16 protein-coding genes, 1 pseudogene and 1 riboswitch are annotated in these 17614 nt (G+C 38.0%); of the genes and pseudogenes, 5 read left to right on the top strand and 12 right to left on the bottom strand.

Annotated elements, in window-relative coordinates; genetic code table 11:
• Nucleotides 1-54 precede the first annotated feature (54 nt).
• The 5 genes from HMPREF2574_RS05675 to HMPREF2574_RS05695 form a co-directional block, all read right to left on the bottom strand.
• Nucleotides 55-1797: an ABC transporter ATP-binding protein gene (locus HMPREF2574_RS05675; protein WP_070812277.1), complete on the bottom strand. Its 1743-nt coding sequence runs from the start codon at nt 1795-1797 to the stop codon at nt 55-57.
• Entirely contained in the window at nt 1797-3539 is a 1743-nt protein-coding gene (locus HMPREF2574_RS05680) for an ABC transporter ATP-binding protein (protein ID WP_070812278.1), read from the bottom strand. Before HMPREF2574_RS05680 ends, HMPREF2574_RS05675 begins: the two co-directional genes overlap by 1 nt.
• A 95-nt stretch (nt 3540-3634) precedes the next feature.
• Nucleotides 3635-4306, bottom strand: a complete 672-nt coding sequence (locus HMPREF2574_RS05685) for an MmcQ/YjbR family DNA-binding protein (protein ID WP_070241669.1) — start codon at nt 4304-4306, stop codon at nt 3635-3637.
• A gap of 12 nt (nt 4307-4318) precedes the next feature.
• Nucleotides 4319-4951 (bottom strand): copper homeostasis protein CutC, encoded by a 633-nt coding sequence (locus tag HMPREF2574_RS05690; RefSeq protein ID WP_024051573.1) that lies wholly within the window; start codon nt 4949-4951, stop codon nt 4319-4321.
• 55 nt (nt 4952-5006) lie between these two features.
• A complete protein-coding gene (locus HMPREF2574_RS05695) occupies nt 5007-5870 on the bottom strand; it encodes a GNAT family N-acetyltransferase (RefSeq protein WP_070812279.1) in 864 nt (287 codons plus the stop codon).
• A gap of 143 nt (nt 5871-6013) precedes the next feature.
• On the opposite strand from HMPREF2574_RS05695, the gene HMPREF2574_RS05700 reads away from it, so the two are divergent.
• From HMPREF2574_RS05700 to HMPREF2574_RS10200, 3 genes and pseudogenes are all read left to right on the top strand, one after another.
• Nucleotides 6014-6538, top strand: a complete 525-nt coding sequence (locus tag HMPREF2574_RS05700) for an ECF transporter S component (protein ID WP_024051575.1) — start codon at nt 6014-6016, stop codon at nt 6536-6538.
• A gap of 38 nt (nt 6539-6576) precedes the next feature.
• Nucleotides 6577-7086 (top strand): transcription repressor NadR, encoded by a 510-nt coding sequence (locus HMPREF2574_RS05705; protein ID WP_024051576.1) that lies wholly within the window; start codon nt 6577-6579, stop codon nt 7084-7086.
• A 99-nt stretch (nt 7087-7185) separates the two neighbouring features.
• Nucleotides 7186-8530: pseudogene (locus HMPREF2574_RS10200) on the top strand (IS3 family transposase).
• A 44-nt stretch (nt 8531-8574) separates the two neighbouring features.
• On the opposite strand, the gene kphA reads toward HMPREF2574_RS10200, so the two are convergent.
• From kphA to ligA, 5 genes are all read right to left on the bottom strand, one after another.
• Entirely contained in the window at nt 8575-8814 is a 240-nt protein-coding gene (kphA, locus tag HMPREF2574_RS05720; protein WP_003001620.1) for an RNA-binding protein KphA, read from the bottom strand.
• 18 nt (nt 8815-8832) lie between these two features.
• A complete protein-coding gene (rpsP, locus tag HMPREF2574_RS05725) occupies nt 8833-9105 on the bottom strand; it encodes a 30S ribosomal protein S16 (protein ID WP_003024685.1) in 273 nt (90 codons plus the stop codon).
• A gap of 118 nt (nt 9106-9223) precedes the next feature.
• On the bottom strand, nt 9224-11524 hold the full coding sequence (gene pulA, locus HMPREF2574_RS05730; protein WP_070812281.1) for a type I pullulanase: 2301 nt from the start codon (nt 11522-11524) through the stop codon (nt 9224-9226).
• A gap of 13 nt (nt 11525-11537) precedes the next feature.
• Complete coding sequence (locus tag HMPREF2574_RS05735) at nt 11538-12497, bottom strand: diacylglycerol kinase family lipid kinase (RefSeq protein WP_070812282.1); 960 nt, start codon at nt 12495-12497, stop codon at nt 11538-11540.
• A gap of 8 nt (nt 12498-12505) precedes the next feature.
• Nucleotides 12506-14464 (bottom strand): NAD-dependent DNA ligase LigA, encoded by a 1959-nt coding sequence (gene ligA / locus HMPREF2574_RS05740; protein ID WP_024051582.1) that lies wholly within the window; start codon nt 14462-14464, stop codon nt 12506-12508.
• 197 nt (nt 14465-14661) lie between these two features.
• On the opposite strand from ligA, the gene HMPREF2574_RS05745 reads away from it, so the two are divergent.
• Nucleotides 14662-15609, top strand: coding sequence for a 2-dehydropantoate 2-reductase (locus HMPREF2574_RS05745; protein ID WP_024051583.1), 948 nt, complete (start codon nt 14662-14664; stop codon nt 15607-15609).
• A 135-nt stretch (nt 15610-15744) separates the two neighbouring features.
• Here the strand turns inward: HMPREF2574_RS05745 and HMPREF2574_RS05750 are convergent, their stop codons facing one another.
• A complete protein-coding gene (locus HMPREF2574_RS05750) occupies nt 15745-16254 on the bottom strand; it encodes a QueT transporter family protein (protein ID WP_024051584.1) in 510 nt (169 codons plus the stop codon).
• Nucleotides 16252-16360, bottom strand: a riboswitch (PreQ1 riboswitch). It overlaps the preceding gene by 3 nt.
• A gap of 28 nt (nt 16361-16388) precedes the next feature.
• Here HMPREF2574_RS05750 and HMPREF2574_RS05755 point away from each other — a divergent pair.
• Nucleotides 16389-16832, top strand: a complete 444-nt coding sequence (locus HMPREF2574_RS05755; protein ID WP_024051585.1) for a GtrA family protein — start codon at nt 16389-16391, stop codon at nt 16830-16832.
• Nucleotides 16833-16897: 65 nt separating this feature from the next.
• Here HMPREF2574_RS05755 and HMPREF2574_RS05760 read toward each other — a convergent pair whose 3' ends face one another.
• The gene (locus HMPREF2574_RS05760; protein ID WP_070812295.1) at nt 16898-17605 is read right to left on the bottom strand and encodes a B3/B4 domain-containing protein; all 708 of its coding nucleotides are present in this window, start codon (nt 17603-17605) and stop codon (nt 16898-16900) included.
• Nucleotides 17606-17614: the final 9 nt, after the last annotated feature.

The raw sequence follows: 17614 nt of genomic DNA on the forward strand, positions 1-17614 counted from the left end.
TACTAAATCTGATAGAAGCTGGGACACTTTTTGCACAGCCTTTTCTTTAACATATCACTCTTCTTTCATCATTCCAGCCTGCAATTGATACATTTTATAATAAGTACCCTTAAGCGCTAGAAGCTCTTCGTGTGTGCCAGATTCAATGATACGCCCCTGCTCCATGACATAAATGCAGTTAGCGTCCTGAATGGTAGACAGACGGTGAGCAATGGCAATCGTCGTTCGTCCTTGGCGCATTTTTTTCAGCGAAGTTTGGATAAGTTCTTCGGTCTCTGAGTCAATATTAGCAGTTGCTTCGTCCAAAATCAAGATTTTGGGCTTGCTAGCAATTGTTCTCGCAAAAGCCAATAGTTGTCTTTGTCCGCTTGAAAAAGTCGCACCTCGCTCGGTTACTGGACTGTCATATTCTGCAGGAAGCTGACTAATAAAGTCGTGAGCATCCACAAACTTAGCAGCTTCTACAATATCTTCTCGACTCATATTTTCCTGATACATTTGTATATTAGAAGCAATGGTACCGTGATAGAGGAAAGGATCTTGAAGAACTAAACCGATATTGCGACGCAGTTCAGCTTGGCTGTAATCCTTAATATTTTGATCATCAATTAAAATTTCTCCTCTTTCAAATTCATAAAATCGCAGAAAGAGATTGATAATCGAAGACTTGCCTGAGCCTGTCGCACCGACAAAGGCGATTGTTTCCCCCTGCTTGACTGAAAATGAAATATCTTTCAGAACATCACGCTTGCTGTCATAAGAAAAAGAAACATGACGAAATTCAATATTCCCAGCTGTAATTTCCAATGGAAGATTAGCTTGCTTGGGCTCATAGTCCTTACGATCTATTATTTCAAAAACACGGTCTGCAGCCACCATAGATGTCTGTAAAACAGAGTAATTCTGCATCAAATCAATCAGAGGATTGAAAAGTTGATTGACATATTGGATAAAAGCATACATGACTCCTGCTGTCACTCCTGCAACCTGCCAAGTAAAGCCAAAATAGGCTAAAATAACTGCATAAGCTAAAATTTTCAGCAAAGACATAGCTGGACGGAGAAAAAGGCTATTGATATTGAGATAGCGAACTGTATACTCCAAATGCTCCCCGTTAATCGCTTCAAATTCATTTATTAGACGCTTTTCCTGACTAAATGCCTGAATAATTCGCATTCCCTCAATACTTTCAGAAAGTTTAACATTCAAATCGCTTAGTTTACTTCTGACAAGCTTGAGGAGACGATTAGATAAGCGTTGATAAAGCAAAATGGAACCTAACATGACTGGTAAAAAGAGTACAATAAGACCTGTCAATCGCCAATTCAAGCTAAACATCGTCACCAATGTTACAACAAGAATAAAAACAGAGCTTAAAAAACTTGAAAAAATACTACTAAACATATATGAAACCGCTTGTGTATCATTTGTCAAACGGGAGACAATCGCTCCTGCTGGGGTCTGATCAAAATAGACCATCCCTAAATGTTCAATATTTTCAAAACTTTCCTGACACAAATCACGTACAATGCTATGTGCCACACGCGCAAAAGAATATTGTCCCAAGAAAGTAAATAACACTTGCAAAAGAAAAAGAGCATAGTACATAATCAGAACATAAAAACCTGTCATAATCTGATAACGACTAATAAAATGGTCAATGAAATAGCGAGCTAAAAGTGGCAAAGTTGTCGTTACCAAGGTTGTCGCAAAGATGAAAACGAGCGCCAAAATGCTAATCCATTTATAACGCCACATATAAGTTAGAAGGCGATAAAAGGTTACTTGTTTTCTCATTATCGATCCTCCTTTAGATTTTCTGCCAATTGTTGTTTATGATAAGTTTGTGCATACCAACCGTTTTGAGCCAGCAATTCTTGGTGAGTGCCACGCTCTTTAATGCGTCCATTCTCCATCACCAAAATCAAATCTGCATGAACAACTGCTGACAATCGGTGAGCAGTAATAATCGTCGTTTTGCTGTCTCGTTCTTCCTTGAGATTTTCCAAAATCAAATGCTCTGTTTTAGCATCAACAGCAGACAAAGAATCATCCAATATTAAAATATCTGGTTTCAGAACGAGCGCTCGACTCATCGCTAATCGTTGCTTTTGACCTCCTGAAAGCGATACCCCTCGTTCACCGACAATCGTCTGAAAGCCTTCTGGCATGGCAATAATATCCTCATAAAGACCACAAAGTTTACTAGCTTGAATCACTTCGTCAACTGACAAGTCTGGATTTGCAAAACGAATATTGTCCGCAATTGACATCGCAAAAAGGATCTGCTCCTGTGGTACATAACCAATCAAACTCCGCAAATCCTTTAATCTATACTCTCGAATATCATGATTATTCAGATAAATAGCACCATCTTGAATATCTTGCTCTCTCATCAGTAAGCGCAAAAGTGTCGTCTTACCAGAACCTGTTTGTCCGACGATTCCTAACGTTTGCCCTTTTTCTAACGAAAAGTGAATATTGGACAAAGTTGCTGTTTCCTTATAAGAAAAACATTTAATGTTATAGACCAAACGACCGTTTTGGATAGGGGAAACTGGTTTTTTTGTCTCTTTGACATCAGATTTTTCTGCTAACAGTCGCTCAATCCGCTCATAAGACACCATTCCCCTCTGGCTGATGTTGAAGAGATAGCCCATCGCCTGCAAAGGCCATACCAGCATATCTAGATAAGTAATAAATGTCACTAATTCCCCGACTGTAAATTGCCCTCTAGAGATGAATATTCCCCCAAAAATCAAAGTTAACGCATAAGATAAGCCGATGAAAATCAGAACCATAGGGTCGAAGAGGGAATTGTATTTAGCAGCTAAAATATTCTTCTCATAGACATCCTGATTTGTTCTAGCAAAAGAGTAACTTTCTGCTTTTTGATAGCCAAAAGACTTCGTCACTTTAATCCCCGAAACGCTTTCCTGTACATTGTTATTCAAGTCAGAAAAGGCCTCCTGAGCCGCTTTGAAGCTCTCATGATTTTTTCGTCCAATTAAACTGGTTCCCCAGGAAAGAAATGGCAATGGCAAAATAGCAATCAAAGTCAAGCGCCAGTCTAAAACAAAAAACATAGTCAGCAGCGTTACCAGTACTGTGATAGAGGCATCTACCGCCGACATGACACCCCCACCTGCCACACTTACAACTGCATTAATGTCATTCGTTGCATGCGCCATCAAATCTCCTGTTCGATATTTTTGGTAAAAAGACGATGCCATTTGGGTAAAGTGCTCAAAGAGTTGAGAACGTAAAAGTCGTCCCAAGTGATTTGCCGTACCAAAAATATATAGACGCCAAAGATAACGCAGACCATACATAATAAAGGCCGAAGCAACCAAAAGTGAAAGATTTAAAAGTAATTGCTCTGATGTTAGATTTCGACTAACAATACGGTCAATGACCACACCAATTACTCTAGGAGGAATTAAATTAAAAACACTAACCAAATACAAGGCTAGAATTCCGATAATATAACGTTTTTTCTCCAGTTTGAAAAACCAGCCCAATTTTCTGATAAGATTCATATTTTCTCCTCTGCTATTACTAATTACCATTATACATTATTTTGTTGCATTATCTGTAAAAATAAAACGCAGCTAGCGCAACCTAACTGTGTTCCTCATTTCTTTTGGGTCAATTCAAAACTCTTATCTAAAAGGGAAAAAAGTTCTGTATCCGTCAAAGTATCATCCAAGGGCAGGCTCAGCCAATATTTTTTATTCATGTGAAATGCTGGGTAAATTCCTGCTTTCTTAAGCAAATTAGCTACTTGATTGTTTTTGACATTCAGCACTTCTATTTGACCAGTTTTGCCATTTTCAAACTTAGACCAATCTGTAGTCAGAAAGGCTCCATACCATTTTTTACTGTCCTGATGACGGAAAACTCCAGCTTTGGTAGAACTCTTCCTGGAAGACTTTTCCCAGAGGTATTCTAGCTTTCCATCATAGGTTTTTGCAACATAATCTTGCAAGCGACTGCTCTGTTCATAAAGAAAGCCAACTTCCTCAAAACAATTAGCTCGAATCATCAAAAAAATCTCCTGACAAGCTTCACGGACTTGACCGACAAATTCACCTGTCATAGTCTTCATTTTGACTTGCACGTATTCATCACCAGCCTCTTGGTCAAACACTTGGTAGTCCAGCTTCTCACCCTGAAGTTTTAGCTGTAACAGAAAATCACCATTCATTATTTCCTGAGAATAAACAAACTCTTCTCCTCTTTTTTCAAAACCAAATACCTGTAATTTTTCTGGATTTGCTTGATATTTCTCAAATAAGTCTAACATGATCTTCACTTTCTAAAATACAATTTTGGTACCATGAAGTTGATTGACGCCGAGCTTTGCAACAATTTCATCACGATTATCAACCGTAATACCGCCTCCTGGTAAAATATCAATCCTACCAGCTGCATGATTTATCAATTCATATAACCAAGAAAAATGCTCTTGAATCGGCTCTTCTGCCAGTCCACCGTGAGTTAGAATCCGTTTCACGCTATGTTCCATTAGCCAGTCCATTTCACTAAATTGATGTTCTCTTGGAGTAGCGTCAAAAGCCATGTGAAAGACGACTTCCAGCCCTTGCGAGGCTTTTAATAATTTTGCCATTTTTGGATAATCAATTTTATTAGCAGTTGTCAAAACACCAAAAACAAGTCCGTGTGTCCCAGCGCTGCGCGCCATTTGAATGTCTTCTAGCATGATTTCCAATTCCAAGTCATTGTATACAAAGTCTCCCCCGCGTGGACGAATCATCGTCATAACGGTCACATTGTAAGGTTTTGCTAGCTCAACAGCCGCTTTTATGACACCGTAACTAGGCGTTGTTCCGCCAACTGCTAGATTATCACAAAGTTCAATTCGTCGAGCACCAGCCTGCATGGCTTTTTCCAAATTAGTCACATTTTCTGCACAAAATTCATAAATCATTTTTGACCTCTTCTATGTGAAAGTGTTTTCTTGTTTATTATAACATAATTACTATTTATTCTTCAAAATCTTTCGCGACTCGCTGGCACCAATCCAACCATTTTTTCCTATGATCCGACTCAGACAAGATACGATTTTCTAAATCTTTTATCGTAAAAATTCCTTTTTCTTCACAAGTTTGAAGGCAATAGTAATAGAAATCCAAATTCAAATTGTCCTCTTCTGCATAAACTGGAATCTCTTCAAAACCAGCTTGATAGGCTATAAATGCTCTGCTGTGGCCATCAGTTAAAAAGATTTTACCTTTCAATCGCTTAATTGGTAAAGGATTTAAGGCGTTTATGTCCTTTGTATCGAACCATATCTGTACCTGCTCTAATTTCTTCTCAGAAAGATAAAATTGACTTGGTTGAATAGCTGACAAAGGAAGCATCAAATCCAAAGCATAGCGATGCCCATTTCCAGTCTTTTCCAAAGGATAAAACCCTACTGACTCAAACATCTTCTTAGAAGCTTCATTATAATCATAGATTTCTTGAACATACAAGCGCTTATAACCCAACTTACGTCCGCGTTCAATCAATACCTGAACAACTGTCCTCCCGATTCCCTGACCACGATAAGCTGAATTGCCAATAACAATCGGCATGTCCTCTTGCCAAAAACTCACATCACCAATCGGCTGCCACCCTGCATTTGTCAAAACTTCAATAAAATACACTTCTCCCTGCTGAGTAAGATAATCATACATTTTCTTGATTCGTTGAAGTGTGTAAGGCGCTCTACTACCATCAGTCAAACGGATTACCTCAAGGTCTTGATACCAAGAAAAAGCGAGGTGAGCTTGTCCATCATACTTTCGCAAACGTAAGGAAGAATCAATGGAAATATACTCTGGTTGTTTCTTTACATCTATCATAATATTCTCCTCTTACTGACATTCTAACAGAAATGACACAGATTGTTTAGGAATTCTGTCCTATTCTATCAAAATTTTCTCTTGACATTATCTGGAAAAACAGTATACTATACTTATGTATATACAGTAAAAAGGAGAAAATTATGAAACCTAAAACAAAAAATCAATTTATAACTCTTACAGCTCTTCTGACCGCACTAGCTATTGTTATTCCCATGGTTATGCCTGCAAAGATTATTATTCCGCCTGCATCCTACACTTTGGCAAGCCATGTTCCCATCTTTTTAGCCATGTTTATCTCGCCGTTAATGGCTTTGATCGTTATTCTAGGATCTACTTTTGGTTTTTTAGTAGCTGGTTATCCCATTGTTATCGTTCTTCGTGCCCTGTCGCACCTATGCTTCGGCTTGGTAGGCGCTCTTTATTTAAAAAAATATCCTAAAACTTTAGATAAACCAATCCAGACTTGGATTCTTAATATTGTCCTTGCTTTTATTCATGCAATTGCTGAAGTCCTTGCTTGCCTCATCTTTTACGCCTCAACTTCTTTTCCAGCAAATATGTTTTATCTGCTTTTCATCCTTGTAGGAGTTGGAACTATCATTCATAGTATCGTTGATTTTATCATTGCACAATTTATCTATAAAGCTCTACAAAAAATCCGCTAAATCTTGAATATTTAACAGATTTATTCTACAATGAATTTATGATAAAACAAAGAAGAACAGATTTATTACAGCTTTTAAAAACTGCGGAAACTCCCTTAAATGGACAAATTTTAGCAGAGAAATTCCATGTTACTCGACAAATCATTGTACAAGACATTGCCGTTTTACGAGCAGATGGCGCTCCTATTATTAGCACAAATCGAGGCTATATTTACAAAACGAATGATACTGCTAAATATTATCACCAGCTTTTTAAAGTTAAGCATACGATTGAAGATATTGAAGCGGAATTACTGGCAATTGTAGATAATGGTGGACGAGTTCAAAATATTATGGTAGAGCATCCCGTTTATGGGGAAATTCAAACCTATCTGAAATTAACTTGCCGCAGAGATGTTCAGCATTTCATTCAACAAATTCACGAGACCAATTTCCGCGGTTTATCTGAATTGACAGACGGTGTCCATTATCATCTAGTAGAAGCTGATTCGCAACAAGATTTAGACTATGTCGAAAAAGCACTAGAAAAATTGGGATTTTTATTATAAAATTCAAACATGATTTCTACATAGATTTCAAAAAAATAGAGCCTGAATGATCTGCACCCCAAAAATTAGACAGAAAAAATCTAACTTTTGGGGTATTTTATTACGAAATTGAGTTATGAAGATAAAGTGCAAATCTATGAACTAAAAAAACAAGGAATCAGCTTAAAGCAACTCTCAAATAAATTTGGAGTACGTATTTCTACACTGACATACATGTTTAGTTTGATTGCTCGTTACGGGATAGAAATAGTCAAGAAAGGAAAGAATCGTTATTATTCTCCAGAATTAAAACAAGAAATGATTGATAAAGTTCTTCTTGAAGGTCGTTCGCAAAGAAGTGTTAGTCTTGATTATGCCCTCCCAAACCAAGGAATGTTTCCAAATTGGCTGGCGCAATACAAGAAAAACGGGTATACTCTTGTTGAGAAAACAAAAGGGAGACCAGCTAAAATGGGACGTAAACGGAAGAAAACTTGGGAAGAAATGACAGAACTAGAGCGACTTCAGGAGGAGAATGAACGGTTACGTACTGAGGTGGCCTACCTAAAAAGTTAGAGGAAAGGGACGAAGCCTTAGAGCGAGAAAGGCAGAGACAGTTAGAGAAATGGTTTCAGGAGGATTTCGATTATATTTACTTCTTGAAACAGCATGTTTAGCTCGCTCAACTTACTATTATCAATTGAAACAGCTGGATCAACCAGATAAGGATAAAGAGCTAAAGGATGAAATACAAGCCATTTATAATGAACATACAGGCAACTATGGCTATCGTCGAATCCATTTAGAATTAAGGAATCGCGGATTTGTGATTAATCATAAAAAGGTTCAACGTTTGATGAAAGTCCTTGGTTTAACGGCTCGAATTCGTCGCAAACGGAAGTATTCTTCCTACCAAGGAGAGATTGGCAAGAAAGCAGAGAATCTCATTCAACGCCAGTTTGAAGCATCGAGGCCAATGGAAAAGTGCTATACGGATGTGACAGAGTTTTCTATTCCGAATGGCACGCAGAAACTCTATTTATCACCTGTTTTAGATGGTTTCAACAGTGAAATCATCGCTTATAATCTTTCTACTTCACCGAACTTGGAACAAGTGAAGAGCATGTTAAAACAGGCGTTCACAGAGAAACACTATGAGAATACGATTCTCCATAGCAACCAGGGCTGGCAATACCAACACGATTCTTATCATCATTTCCTAGAGAGTAAGGGAATTCAAGCATCTATGTCGCGCAAGGGTAATAGCCCAGACAATGGTATGATGGAATCTTTCTTTGGCATTTTGAAATCCGAAATGTTTTATGGCTATGAGAATCACTTTAGGTCTTTAGAAGACCTTGAACAAGCTATTGTGAACTACATTGATTATTACAACAACAAACGAATTAAGGTCAAACTAAAAGGACTTAGCCCTGTGCAATACAGAACTAAATCCTTTCAATAATTATTTGTCCAACTTTTGGGGGTCAGTACAGAATGGCTCCATTTTTATTTCTCATCAATAACAATTCTGACTTTTTTATCTTCGGTTGGGACAGAATAAACAATCGTTCTTATCGCAGAGATCGTGCGACCTTTACGACCGATTACACGTCCAACATCACTAGGGTCAAGATCTAAATGATATTCCAAAAATTCTGGTGTATCTTCAATCTTGATAGTTAAAGCATCTGGTTGTGAAATCAAAGGTTTCACTATCGCAATAATAAGATTTTCAATCGTGTCCATAGTCAACCTGCACTTCTATTATTTAGAGTATTTAGAATCGTGGAATTTCTTCATCACGCCAGCTTTTGAAAGAATGTTACGAACAGTATCAGAAGGTTGAGCACCTTTTGACAACCAGTCAAGAATACGATCTTCTTTTAAAGTTACTTGGTTTTCAGCAACAAGTGGATTGTAAGTTCCAACTGTTTCGATAAAACGTCCGTCACGTGGTGAACGTGAGTCTGCTACATTGATACGGTAGAAAGGTTTTTTCTTAGAACCCATACGAGTTAAACGAATTTTAACTGCCATTTTAAAAATTTCTCTTTTCTCTTTTTTATTTTTAGGAATAGCAGAACTATTCCCAACACACTCTATCTTATCACAAGAAAGAAAAGGTGTCAAGAAAAAATCTTGACATCTTTTGATATTACCATTCTACGACTTCAAAGACTGTAGCTGTCAGATCTTCAACAAAAGAATCGCTAACTTGACGACTATTTCCAGCTACAAGTTTCAAATTTCCAATATCTTCAATATTGTATCTCTCACCACTTGCATTAAAAATTACGAGGTAATAATTATCATCTTTCACTTCAAAAATGACAATTCCACTTCCGGAATGCGCCGAATGTACAAAGGCATGATGGTAAATGTCATCATAATGCTGGTAAGAAAATTCTTTTGTTGTCGTTTTTAAATGGATCATCTGTTTGATATAGTTGATACTTTCTTGGTGATCAGCTATCAAATCCCAATTTACCTGATTAACAGTATCAGGAGCATTATAACTATTCATAGCACGTTCATAATCTTCCTGAATAGTTTGACCATTTTCTCCAGTTGCTACTAGCTTGCTACGTGAAAATTCCTGTCCCAACTCCATAAAACTCATGCCTTGCAAGAGGAGATTCATCGCAGTTGCTAATTCAATCCGCTTAGTACGAGTCAATTCATCATCATATGGGTGCAGTTCAGCTAACAAATCGTGCAAATTGTAATTATCATGCGCTTCTACATAATTAACAACTTGTTTTGGCTCCAGATAGGTTCCTAGTTCACTACTTCCTAGAATTGCCTTGGCAACAATTGATTCTGTCGCTTGACCACTTACAAAGCCAGCTTTCAAACCACCATAAACCTCTGCGCCTTTGATAGCATCACGTTCAGTATCGTTGAAAAATCCGATATTAGGTAATTCAAAGGCATTATCTTTTTTGGCTTTGTCAAGCGGAAGCAATCCTGTCCCCATATCCCAACCTTCACCGTATGTGAGAATTCTCGGGTCAATTTTATCTAACGCTTCCCGAATTTGACGCATCGTTTCAATATCATGAATGCCCATTAAATCAAAACGAAAACCATCAATATTATACTCTTTTACCCAATAAAGGATAGAATCAATCATATATTTACGAAACATTTCATGCTCGCTGGCTGTCTCGCTCCCCACACCTGTTCCATTTTGGAAAGATCCGTCTGGATTCATTCGATAGTAATAATCAGGCACTGCTTGTTGAAACGGTGAATCATGAGTCGAATAAATATGGTTATACACGACATCTATCACTACGGAAATGCCCGCATCATGATAGGCTTGAATCATCGTTTTTAAATCCCGCATTCCTTGAGATGGGGTTGCTGGATCAGTTGAAAAACTTGTTTCTGGAGCATTGTAATTTTGTGGATCATACCCCCAATTGTAGGTCACATTTCCATGCCAATCATACTCTTTATGTCGATCAGAGATGGGCTGCAATTGTACAACATTGATACCTAAAGATTGGATATAATCAAATCCCGTCGCCTGGCCAGATCGATTTTTGGTTCCTTTTTGACAAGCCCCTAAAAAGGTTCCTCGGTGTTTTTTAGACACGCCAGAACTGCTAGACTTCGTCAAATCTCGTACATGCATCTCATAAATAACAGCTTGACAAGGATTCTTTAGACGCCAAATTGCCTGTTGCCCTTGTTTCACTTGGAAATGTTTTGGATTTCGCTCCGCAGGCGATAAAATGACAGAACGCTTTCCATCTTCCGTTACGGCTTCCGCATACGGATCGCGTGTTACTGTTGTGTGATGTTCAAACTCTAGCTGGTACTGATAGGCTTTATTTGCCAAGTCATCTGAAATCACTCGAGACCAAATTCCGATTGTATTTTTAGCATGATCTTTGGAAAAATCTTCTCCTCTTTGTAAGTCGTAGACCTTCCAGATTTTCGCTTTGTTAGTGCTATTCTTGTAGACTACTAGCTGAACTTTTTTTGCAGTCGGTGCCCAGAGTTTGAATTCTGCTTGTTCACCATTATACCGACACCCTAACCAACCTTGATACCCCCAATGCTGATCAAAATGTTTGCTGTCTAATGCCATATCAAAAGCATGAGGATCTTGCTTTGCATGATACGGACTAGTCATAGCAGCCTGCCTAGAATAATAAACTTGACTGTCTCCTTCTATAATCCAAACCTCAGTCACTAAATGAGATGGTAACAACTGAATGGAATAGTCAACCGACTGGTGAGACCAATCGGTTGTTTTTACAATGACATGGACATTACTCAAAGCTTGTTCGCTTTTATAGGACAAGGTTCCTTGAATCCCGAAATCATCATACTGGGAAAAAGTACTCTCTTCTCCCCATTTATTCATTTGCCATTTCCACATATTATAGGCTGCATAATTTCCTAATTGATTATGGTAATGGATTAAGACACGATAGTCTAACATCACATTCTCCTGATTATTCTTTATTCTCCAATGACAAAGCACTATCGCTAATCTCATCAATATTTGCAAAAAATTCTAAATGGTTATGAAAAACTTCCAATTCAACAGGAGTATCTCCACCATATTCGCCATCCAGATTTAACATGAATGGGGCTTTTTTGTCTAAAACTTCTAACTTTAACTTACTTGTTTTTAAATATTCTACATTCACATCTGTCACATGTTGACCACCATTGATTGCTTGAATCATCAACGCCAACATATCAAACAACCGAGCAGTTTTCACCAAAATCAAGGTAAAATTACCATCATCTAGTACTGTATCTGGCGCTAATTTTTCAAAACCGCCGATTGAATTTGTCAAGGCAACAAAAATCAAAGAGACCTTACCTTCAAACACACCGTGGTCGTGCTCAATGTGTACCTTGCGTAATTTAGATTTTGGCAGCATTTCTGCTCCTTTTGCGACATAGGCAAGGTAGCCTAGACGTGACTTGACTTCACTTGGAACACTATAGGTCAATTCTGTCAAAGTTCCCGCTGCAGCAATGTTAATAAAATATTTTTTCCCATAAGCCTGACCAATATCCATTTTTATAGTTTGATTTTTTTCAATGATACGAGCTGCTGCCACCGGATCCCCCATTGGAATCTTGAGGGCGCGTGCATAATCATTGGTCGTACCAGTTGGAATAAACGCCAACTTTGGACGATTTTTCAACGGTGCTACCCCATTGACCACTTCATTGATTGTCCCATCGCCACCAGCTGCAACAATTAAATCAAATCCCGCTTTGGCTGCTCTCTCTGCTTCATTTTGAGCTGATAAAGGAGCCGGCGTCGTCTGATAAGCACTTGTTTCATAGCCTACATCTTCTAAAACGTCTAAAACTTCTGCGATATTTTTTTTAATAATTTCCTGACCAGAGGTCGGATTATAAATCAATCGTGCTCTTTTTCTAGCTGTTTCCATACAAACCTCTATAAACTCTCAAGCCAAGCTTCATCACGAATGGTTATGCCCAACTCTTGAGCTTTTGTTAATTTACTTCCTGCATCTGCTCCGGCAACGACTAGACTTGTTTTCTTAGATACCGAGCTCGTCACCTTTGCACCTAAACTTTCTAATTTCGCTTTTGCTTCTGAACGATTGAGACGTTCCAATTTTCCTGTTAAAACAACAGTCAATCCAGAAAGCGCTGCATCTGCTGCCACTTTTTCGCCAAGGTAGGTGAAATTTAATCCCGCTTCTTTTAATTCCGACAATAAAATATGAGTTCCTTCTTGTGCGAAATAGCTGGAAAGACTCTCAGAAATCACCATTCCTAGACTATCCAGCGCAGCAATTTCTTCTCTTTTTGCTTTTGCTAATTGCTCCAAATCATGAAAATGCTCCAACAAAATCTGACTGGCTTTACTTCCAACATGGCGAATGCCCAAGCCAAATAATAATTTCTCAGCAGAATTTTCCTTGGAAGCCTGAATAGCAGTATACAACTTATTAGCTGATTTTTCCTTAAAATTTTCCAATTGCAGCAAATCTTCGACAGTCAAGCGATAAATGCCAGCCACATCATTTACCAACTGCTGATCAAATAACTTTTCTACAACAGCAGGACCAAGACCAGTGATATTCATGGCATCGCGACTAGCAAAATGAATCAAGCCTTCTTTGATTTGTGCAGGACAACGTGGATTGATACAGCGCAAAGCAACCTCATCTTCAAAGTGAATCAACTCGCTGTTGCAACTTGGACAATTCTTTGGAATCTCCAATTTCTCTTTTGATTGGCGCTTGCTTTCAACCACTCGCAAAACAGCCGGAATAATGTCGCCCGCCTTATAAACGATAACTGTATCGTCTTTGCGAATATCTTTTTCAGCAATGTAATCTACATTGTGCAAAGTGGCTCGGCTGACCGTTGTCCCTGCTAATTGCACAGGCGTCAAGTTGGCGGTCGGCGTAACAACTCCAGTCCGCCCAACCGTCCAGTCAACTGATAAAAGCTGCGCTTCTTTTTCCTCGGCTGGAAATTTGTAAGCAATCGCCCATTTAGGTGCTTTTACGGTAAAACCAAGCTCTTCTTGTACCGCCAAATCATTTACCTTGATTACAACACCGTCAATATCATACGGTAACTGGTCGCGTTCTTGAGCGATTTGTCCAATAAACCGCCACACTTCATCCATCGAATGTGCCAAAATATGCCACTCATTCACACTGAATCCATTTTTAGATAACTGATTTAAAACAGCTTCTTGGCTCGTCGCACTTGTCGGACTGGCCTCTTGATAGAGAAAGGTTGCAAGATTTCGCTTGGCAACAATCGCCGTATCCAACTGACGCAATGTTCCTGCCGCTGCATTTCTCGGATTAGCAAATTCTGGTTCTCCGTTTTCCTGACGTAGCTGATTCACCGCATCAAAAGAGCTACGTGGCATATAACATTCACCACGGACAGTCATATCAACTTCGCTTGGCAACTTTAAAGGAATATCTTTCACTCTTTTCAGATTTTCTGTGATATTTTCACCAACAGAACCGTCTCCGCGAGTCGCTCCTGCAACTAAAATCCCCTTTTCATACATGAGAGAAACAGAGAGGCCGTCAATTTTTAGTTCACATAGATAGCTAACATCTGGAAAATCTTTCCGAATCCGTGCATCAAATACATCTAACTCTTCACGTGAAAAAGCATCCTGCAAACTATAGAGCGGATACTGGTGTTGGTATTTTTCAAAACCTTCTAAAACCTTACCTCCCACACGATGAGTTGGGCTATCAGGCTGAACGAACTCTGGATACTGCTTTTCTAAATCTAATAATTCATGATACAGCTTATCATATTCACTGTCCGATACGCTTGGATTATCAGTCGTATAATATTCATGAGCATACTGATTGAGCAACTTCACCAGTTCTAACATTCTGTCTTTCATATTTCTATTTTATCATAATTCATGTGTTTCTACAGCATTCTTACCTATATTCTTTACAAAAAATTAGACAAAAATGTAAAATAGCAGAAAAATAATCATCGTCACATCAAATATGATAAATTTCCAAAATTTAATTGATTAAAATACATAAAAGAAGTAAAATATACTATAAATAAAAAGCTAGGAGAATTGTTAGTATGAATATTACAATTGCAGGTGTCGGTGCCATGGGTAGCCGCTTTGCTCTGATGTTGCATCGAGCAGGGCATAAAGTGACTTTAGTAGATGGTTGGAAAGAACATGTCACAGCTATCCAAAAAGATGGCTTACAAGCTAACTTAAACGGCGAAGAAGTTGTTGCCAAGTTGCCCATCTATTTGCAAAGTGAAGTAGATCCAACCTTATCTAATGACTTAATTATTCTGTTTACAAAAGCCATGCAGCTAGAAGCGATGTTAGCAGATATTCAACCTTTGATACATGATAATACTGCTGTTCTCTGTCTATTAAATGGGATTGGTCACGAAGAAGTCATTGAAAAATATGTCCCAAGAAATCAAATTATGATTGGAAATACCATGTGGACTGCTGGTATGGAAGAACCTGAACGTGCAAAATTATTCGGAAACGGCTCAATCGCTTTGAAGAATTTAGTCGCAGATCCAAAAGCTGAACAAGCAGCTTATAAAGTCATTGAAACCTTGAATTCTGCCGGATTAAATGCGCAATACACAGAAAATATCTTATATGCCATTTATAAAAAAGCTTGTGTCAACGGAACGATGAATAGTTTGTGTACCCTTTTGCTTGCTAATATGGCAGACTTTGGAGACACTACTCCTGCACATAATATTGTTGTGAAAATTGTTAGCGAGTTTGCAGAAGTTGCAAAACACGAAAATGTAGACTTGAATGTCACAGAAACCGTGGACTACATTGAAAAGAATTGTTATAATCGCGATACAATTGGCTTACATTATCCGTCAATGTATCAAGATTTGAACGAGTACAATCGTTTGACAGAAATTGATTATATCAACGGAGCTATTGCACGAAAGGGACAACAATATGGTGTAGACACGCCATACTGTGCCCTTATAACTGAACTCGTCCATTGTAAAGAACAATTATTAGGTGCAAAATAAACTTAGCTAGAAAATTCATTGTTTTTACAAAAATCATAAAACGATATGGTCTTATATTTTTTAATTTCTAGATAAACAAAAATATGCCGAAGAATTTTTGGGCATATTTTTTATTGAATCTAATATTAACAAAAATTATTTTCCTAAATCAATCCGCTTATTTAGCTTGTCCATTAAAATTCCACCAATGATGAGTGAAGCAAACTCACCTACTGCTGTCGTAAACCAAGTCAAAAAGAACGGTGCTTTAGCGACAAGATACAATTCAGCTGCAATGGTAACCATAGAAAGTGAAAAGAAAATCGCAAAATAAAAGAAAGCTTTATTGATCAGTCCATTAAACAAGTATTCATGCATGTATTTTCTAAAGAAATACACACCTAAGATCAAAAAGACCAAAGTTGAGCCACCACCGACAAAGACATCGATGATTCCAAAACTAAATAAATTTGCAATCATACACCCCAACGTGACTCCGATGATGTACTTTGGTTTATAAAAAGCCATAAAGTTCATCATTTCAGAAATCCGAAATTGGTAGGCACCATAGCTAATAGCATTCAAGGGCGGTGTCATTGTTAGTGCGACATAAATCGCAGCAACAAGAGCAATCTGAGCCATATCACGAACAGTAATTTTTTCCATGTTTTCTCCTTTAGCGGCTAAACCGCGTGTAATATGCTTGACGAAAGGGAACTAAGCGCCAAGGGCTGTATTGACAAAACGAATACAGCCTTTCAAGTATAGCACATTTTTTGCAAATATGATAGACTAAATCTATGAAAAAATATGTTAAACACTTTTTTGACAACGAAATTTTATCTTATTTATTTTTTGGTGTTGCTACAACTGTTGTTGCAGTTCTTACACGTATGCTTTGTTATGCTTTCACGAGTAATGAATTGCTTTCTACAGCGATAGGTAATATTGCTGGAATTCTTTTTTCTTTTGCGACAAATGACACAATTGTTTTTAAGCAACAAAGAAGGGGCTGGGGCGCTCGTTTTGTCAAATTTGCTCTTGCGCGACTTTCCACTTTTCTGCTGGACATGGGGCTCACATTCATTTTTGTTACAACATTTCCTAGCATTATTGGTCAATTTGTCCACAATGATATCAAAGCGGTTAATACCATTGAAACTTTATTTGCTCAAATCGTTATTATTGTGCTCAATTATGTTTTTAGTAAAGTCTTTGTATTTAAAAATAAATCAACTAATTAAAAAGACAAACCTACCTCAAATGGTGGTTTCTCTGCAATCTAAAAGAGCTTTGAGGCTCTTTTTTCTTAAATATCTACACTTGGATTGTCAATTGTTAGATGAGTGATTTCTCCTTTGACTCCAAAATAATCTTCAACTAAACTTTGCAATTCCTGCATAGCTGCTTGCGCGCGTTTAGCTTGGTCTTCATTGATTGCTTCGATGACTAATACTGCATCCTTTGTGCCTTCAGTCAGCATTGTCCGTTGCGCTTCCCTCCAGTTAAAACAACGACAAACAGCTCCTTCATCATCATAATAAATAATTTCCTCTGGAAGAGCTGGTGCGTCTGTCTCTGCACCAAGTGGAAAGAAAGGTTCGCCTCCTTGCGCTTTTCCAAGATGCAAGCCTCCTTGAATCTTAGCAATATCTTCACCACCACAAGGAACAGCATAGGAAAGTGATACACTATTATAAATATCCACCAATGGATTGATTGGATTGAACTCACGACCTTGACTTACCCTTTTTAAAAGAGCTTCAATAGAAGAACGCGCACCTTTTTTAGTTTTAAACTTACTGAAAGCACCGCGCCATTCTTGAATCACGTCATTTTGCGTAAAGGTTTCATCTACGATAAAATCTTCTGCTCGCTTGCTTCCCTTGTCCAACAAAGATTTAAAATAAGGGTCATTGCTTTCGTCAACGCTATTATCCAAGCCTTTAACAACCATAATGCTAATTTGTGCTTGAGGGAATAATTCCCAAAATTCGTTTTCAACTGTGACTTTCATTTTACACCT

It is taken from the genome of Streptococcus sp. HMSC034E12, assembly GCF_001835915.1.
Classification (GTDB): Bacteria; Bacillota; Bacilli; order Lactobacillales; family Streptococcaceae; genus Streptococcus; species Streptococcus vaginalis.

Bases quoted from the DNA above. Each gene is read 5' to 3' on its own strand.
- HMPREF2574_RS05675 (WP_070812277.1), bottom strand. From the start codon at position 1,797: ATGAGAAAACAAGTAACCTTTTATCGCCTTCTAACTTATATGTGGCGT.
- HMPREF2574_RS05680 (WP_070812278.1), bottom strand. From the start codon at position 3,539: ATGAATCTTATCAGAAAATTGGGCTGGTTTTTCAAACTGGAGAAAAAA.
- HMPREF2574_RS05685 (WP_070241669.1), bottom strand. From the start codon at position 4,306: ATGTTAGACTTATTTGAGAAATATCAAGCAAATCCAGAAAAATTACAG.
- HMPREF2574_RS05690 (WP_024051573.1), bottom strand. From the start codon at position 4,951: ATGATTTATGAATTTTGTGCAGAAAATGTGACTAATTTGGAAAAAGCC.
- HMPREF2574_RS05695 (WP_070812279.1), bottom strand. From the start codon at position 5,870: ATGATAGATGTAAAGAAACAACCAGAGTATATTTCCATTGATTCTTCC.
- HMPREF2574_RS05700 (WP_024051575.1), top strand. From the start codon at position 6,014: ATGAAACCTAAAACAAAAAATCAATTTATAACTCTTACAGCTCTTCTG.
- HMPREF2574_RS05705 (WP_024051576.1), top strand. From the start codon at position 6,577: ATGATAAAACAAAGAAGAACAGATTTATTACAGCTTTTAAAAACTGCG.
- kphA (WP_003001620.1), bottom strand. From the start codon at position 8,814: ATGGACACGATTGAAAATCTTATTATTGCGATAGTGAAACCTTTGATT.
- rpsP (WP_003024685.1), bottom strand. From the start codon at position 9,105: ATGGCAGTTAAAATTCGTTTAACTCGTATGGGTTCTAAGAAAAAACCT.
- pulA (WP_070812281.1), bottom strand. From the start codon at position 11,524: ATGTTAGACTATCGTGTCTTAATCCATTACCATAATCAATTAGGAAAT.
- HMPREF2574_RS05735 (WP_070812282.1), bottom strand. From the start codon at position 12,497: ATGGAAACAGCTAGAAAAAGAGCACGATTGATTTATAATCCGACCTCT.
- ligA (WP_024051582.1), bottom strand. From the start codon at position 14,464: ATGAAAGACAGAATGTTAGAACTGGTGAAGTTGCTCAATCAGTATGCT.
- HMPREF2574_RS05745 (WP_024051583.1), top strand. From the start codon at position 14,662: ATGAATATTACAATTGCAGGTGTCGGTGCCATGGGTAGCCGCTTTGCT.
- HMPREF2574_RS05750 (WP_024051584.1), bottom strand. From the start codon at position 16,254: ATGGAAAAAATTACTGTTCGTGATATGGCTCAGATTGCTCTTGTTGCT.
- HMPREF2574_RS05755 (WP_024051585.1), top strand. From the start codon at position 16,389: ATGAAAAAATATGTTAAACACTTTTTTGACAACGAAATTTTATCTTAT.
- HMPREF2574_RS05760 (WP_070812295.1), bottom strand. From the start codon at position 17,605: ATGAAAGTCACAGTTGAAAACGAATTTTGGGAATTATTCCCTCAAGCA.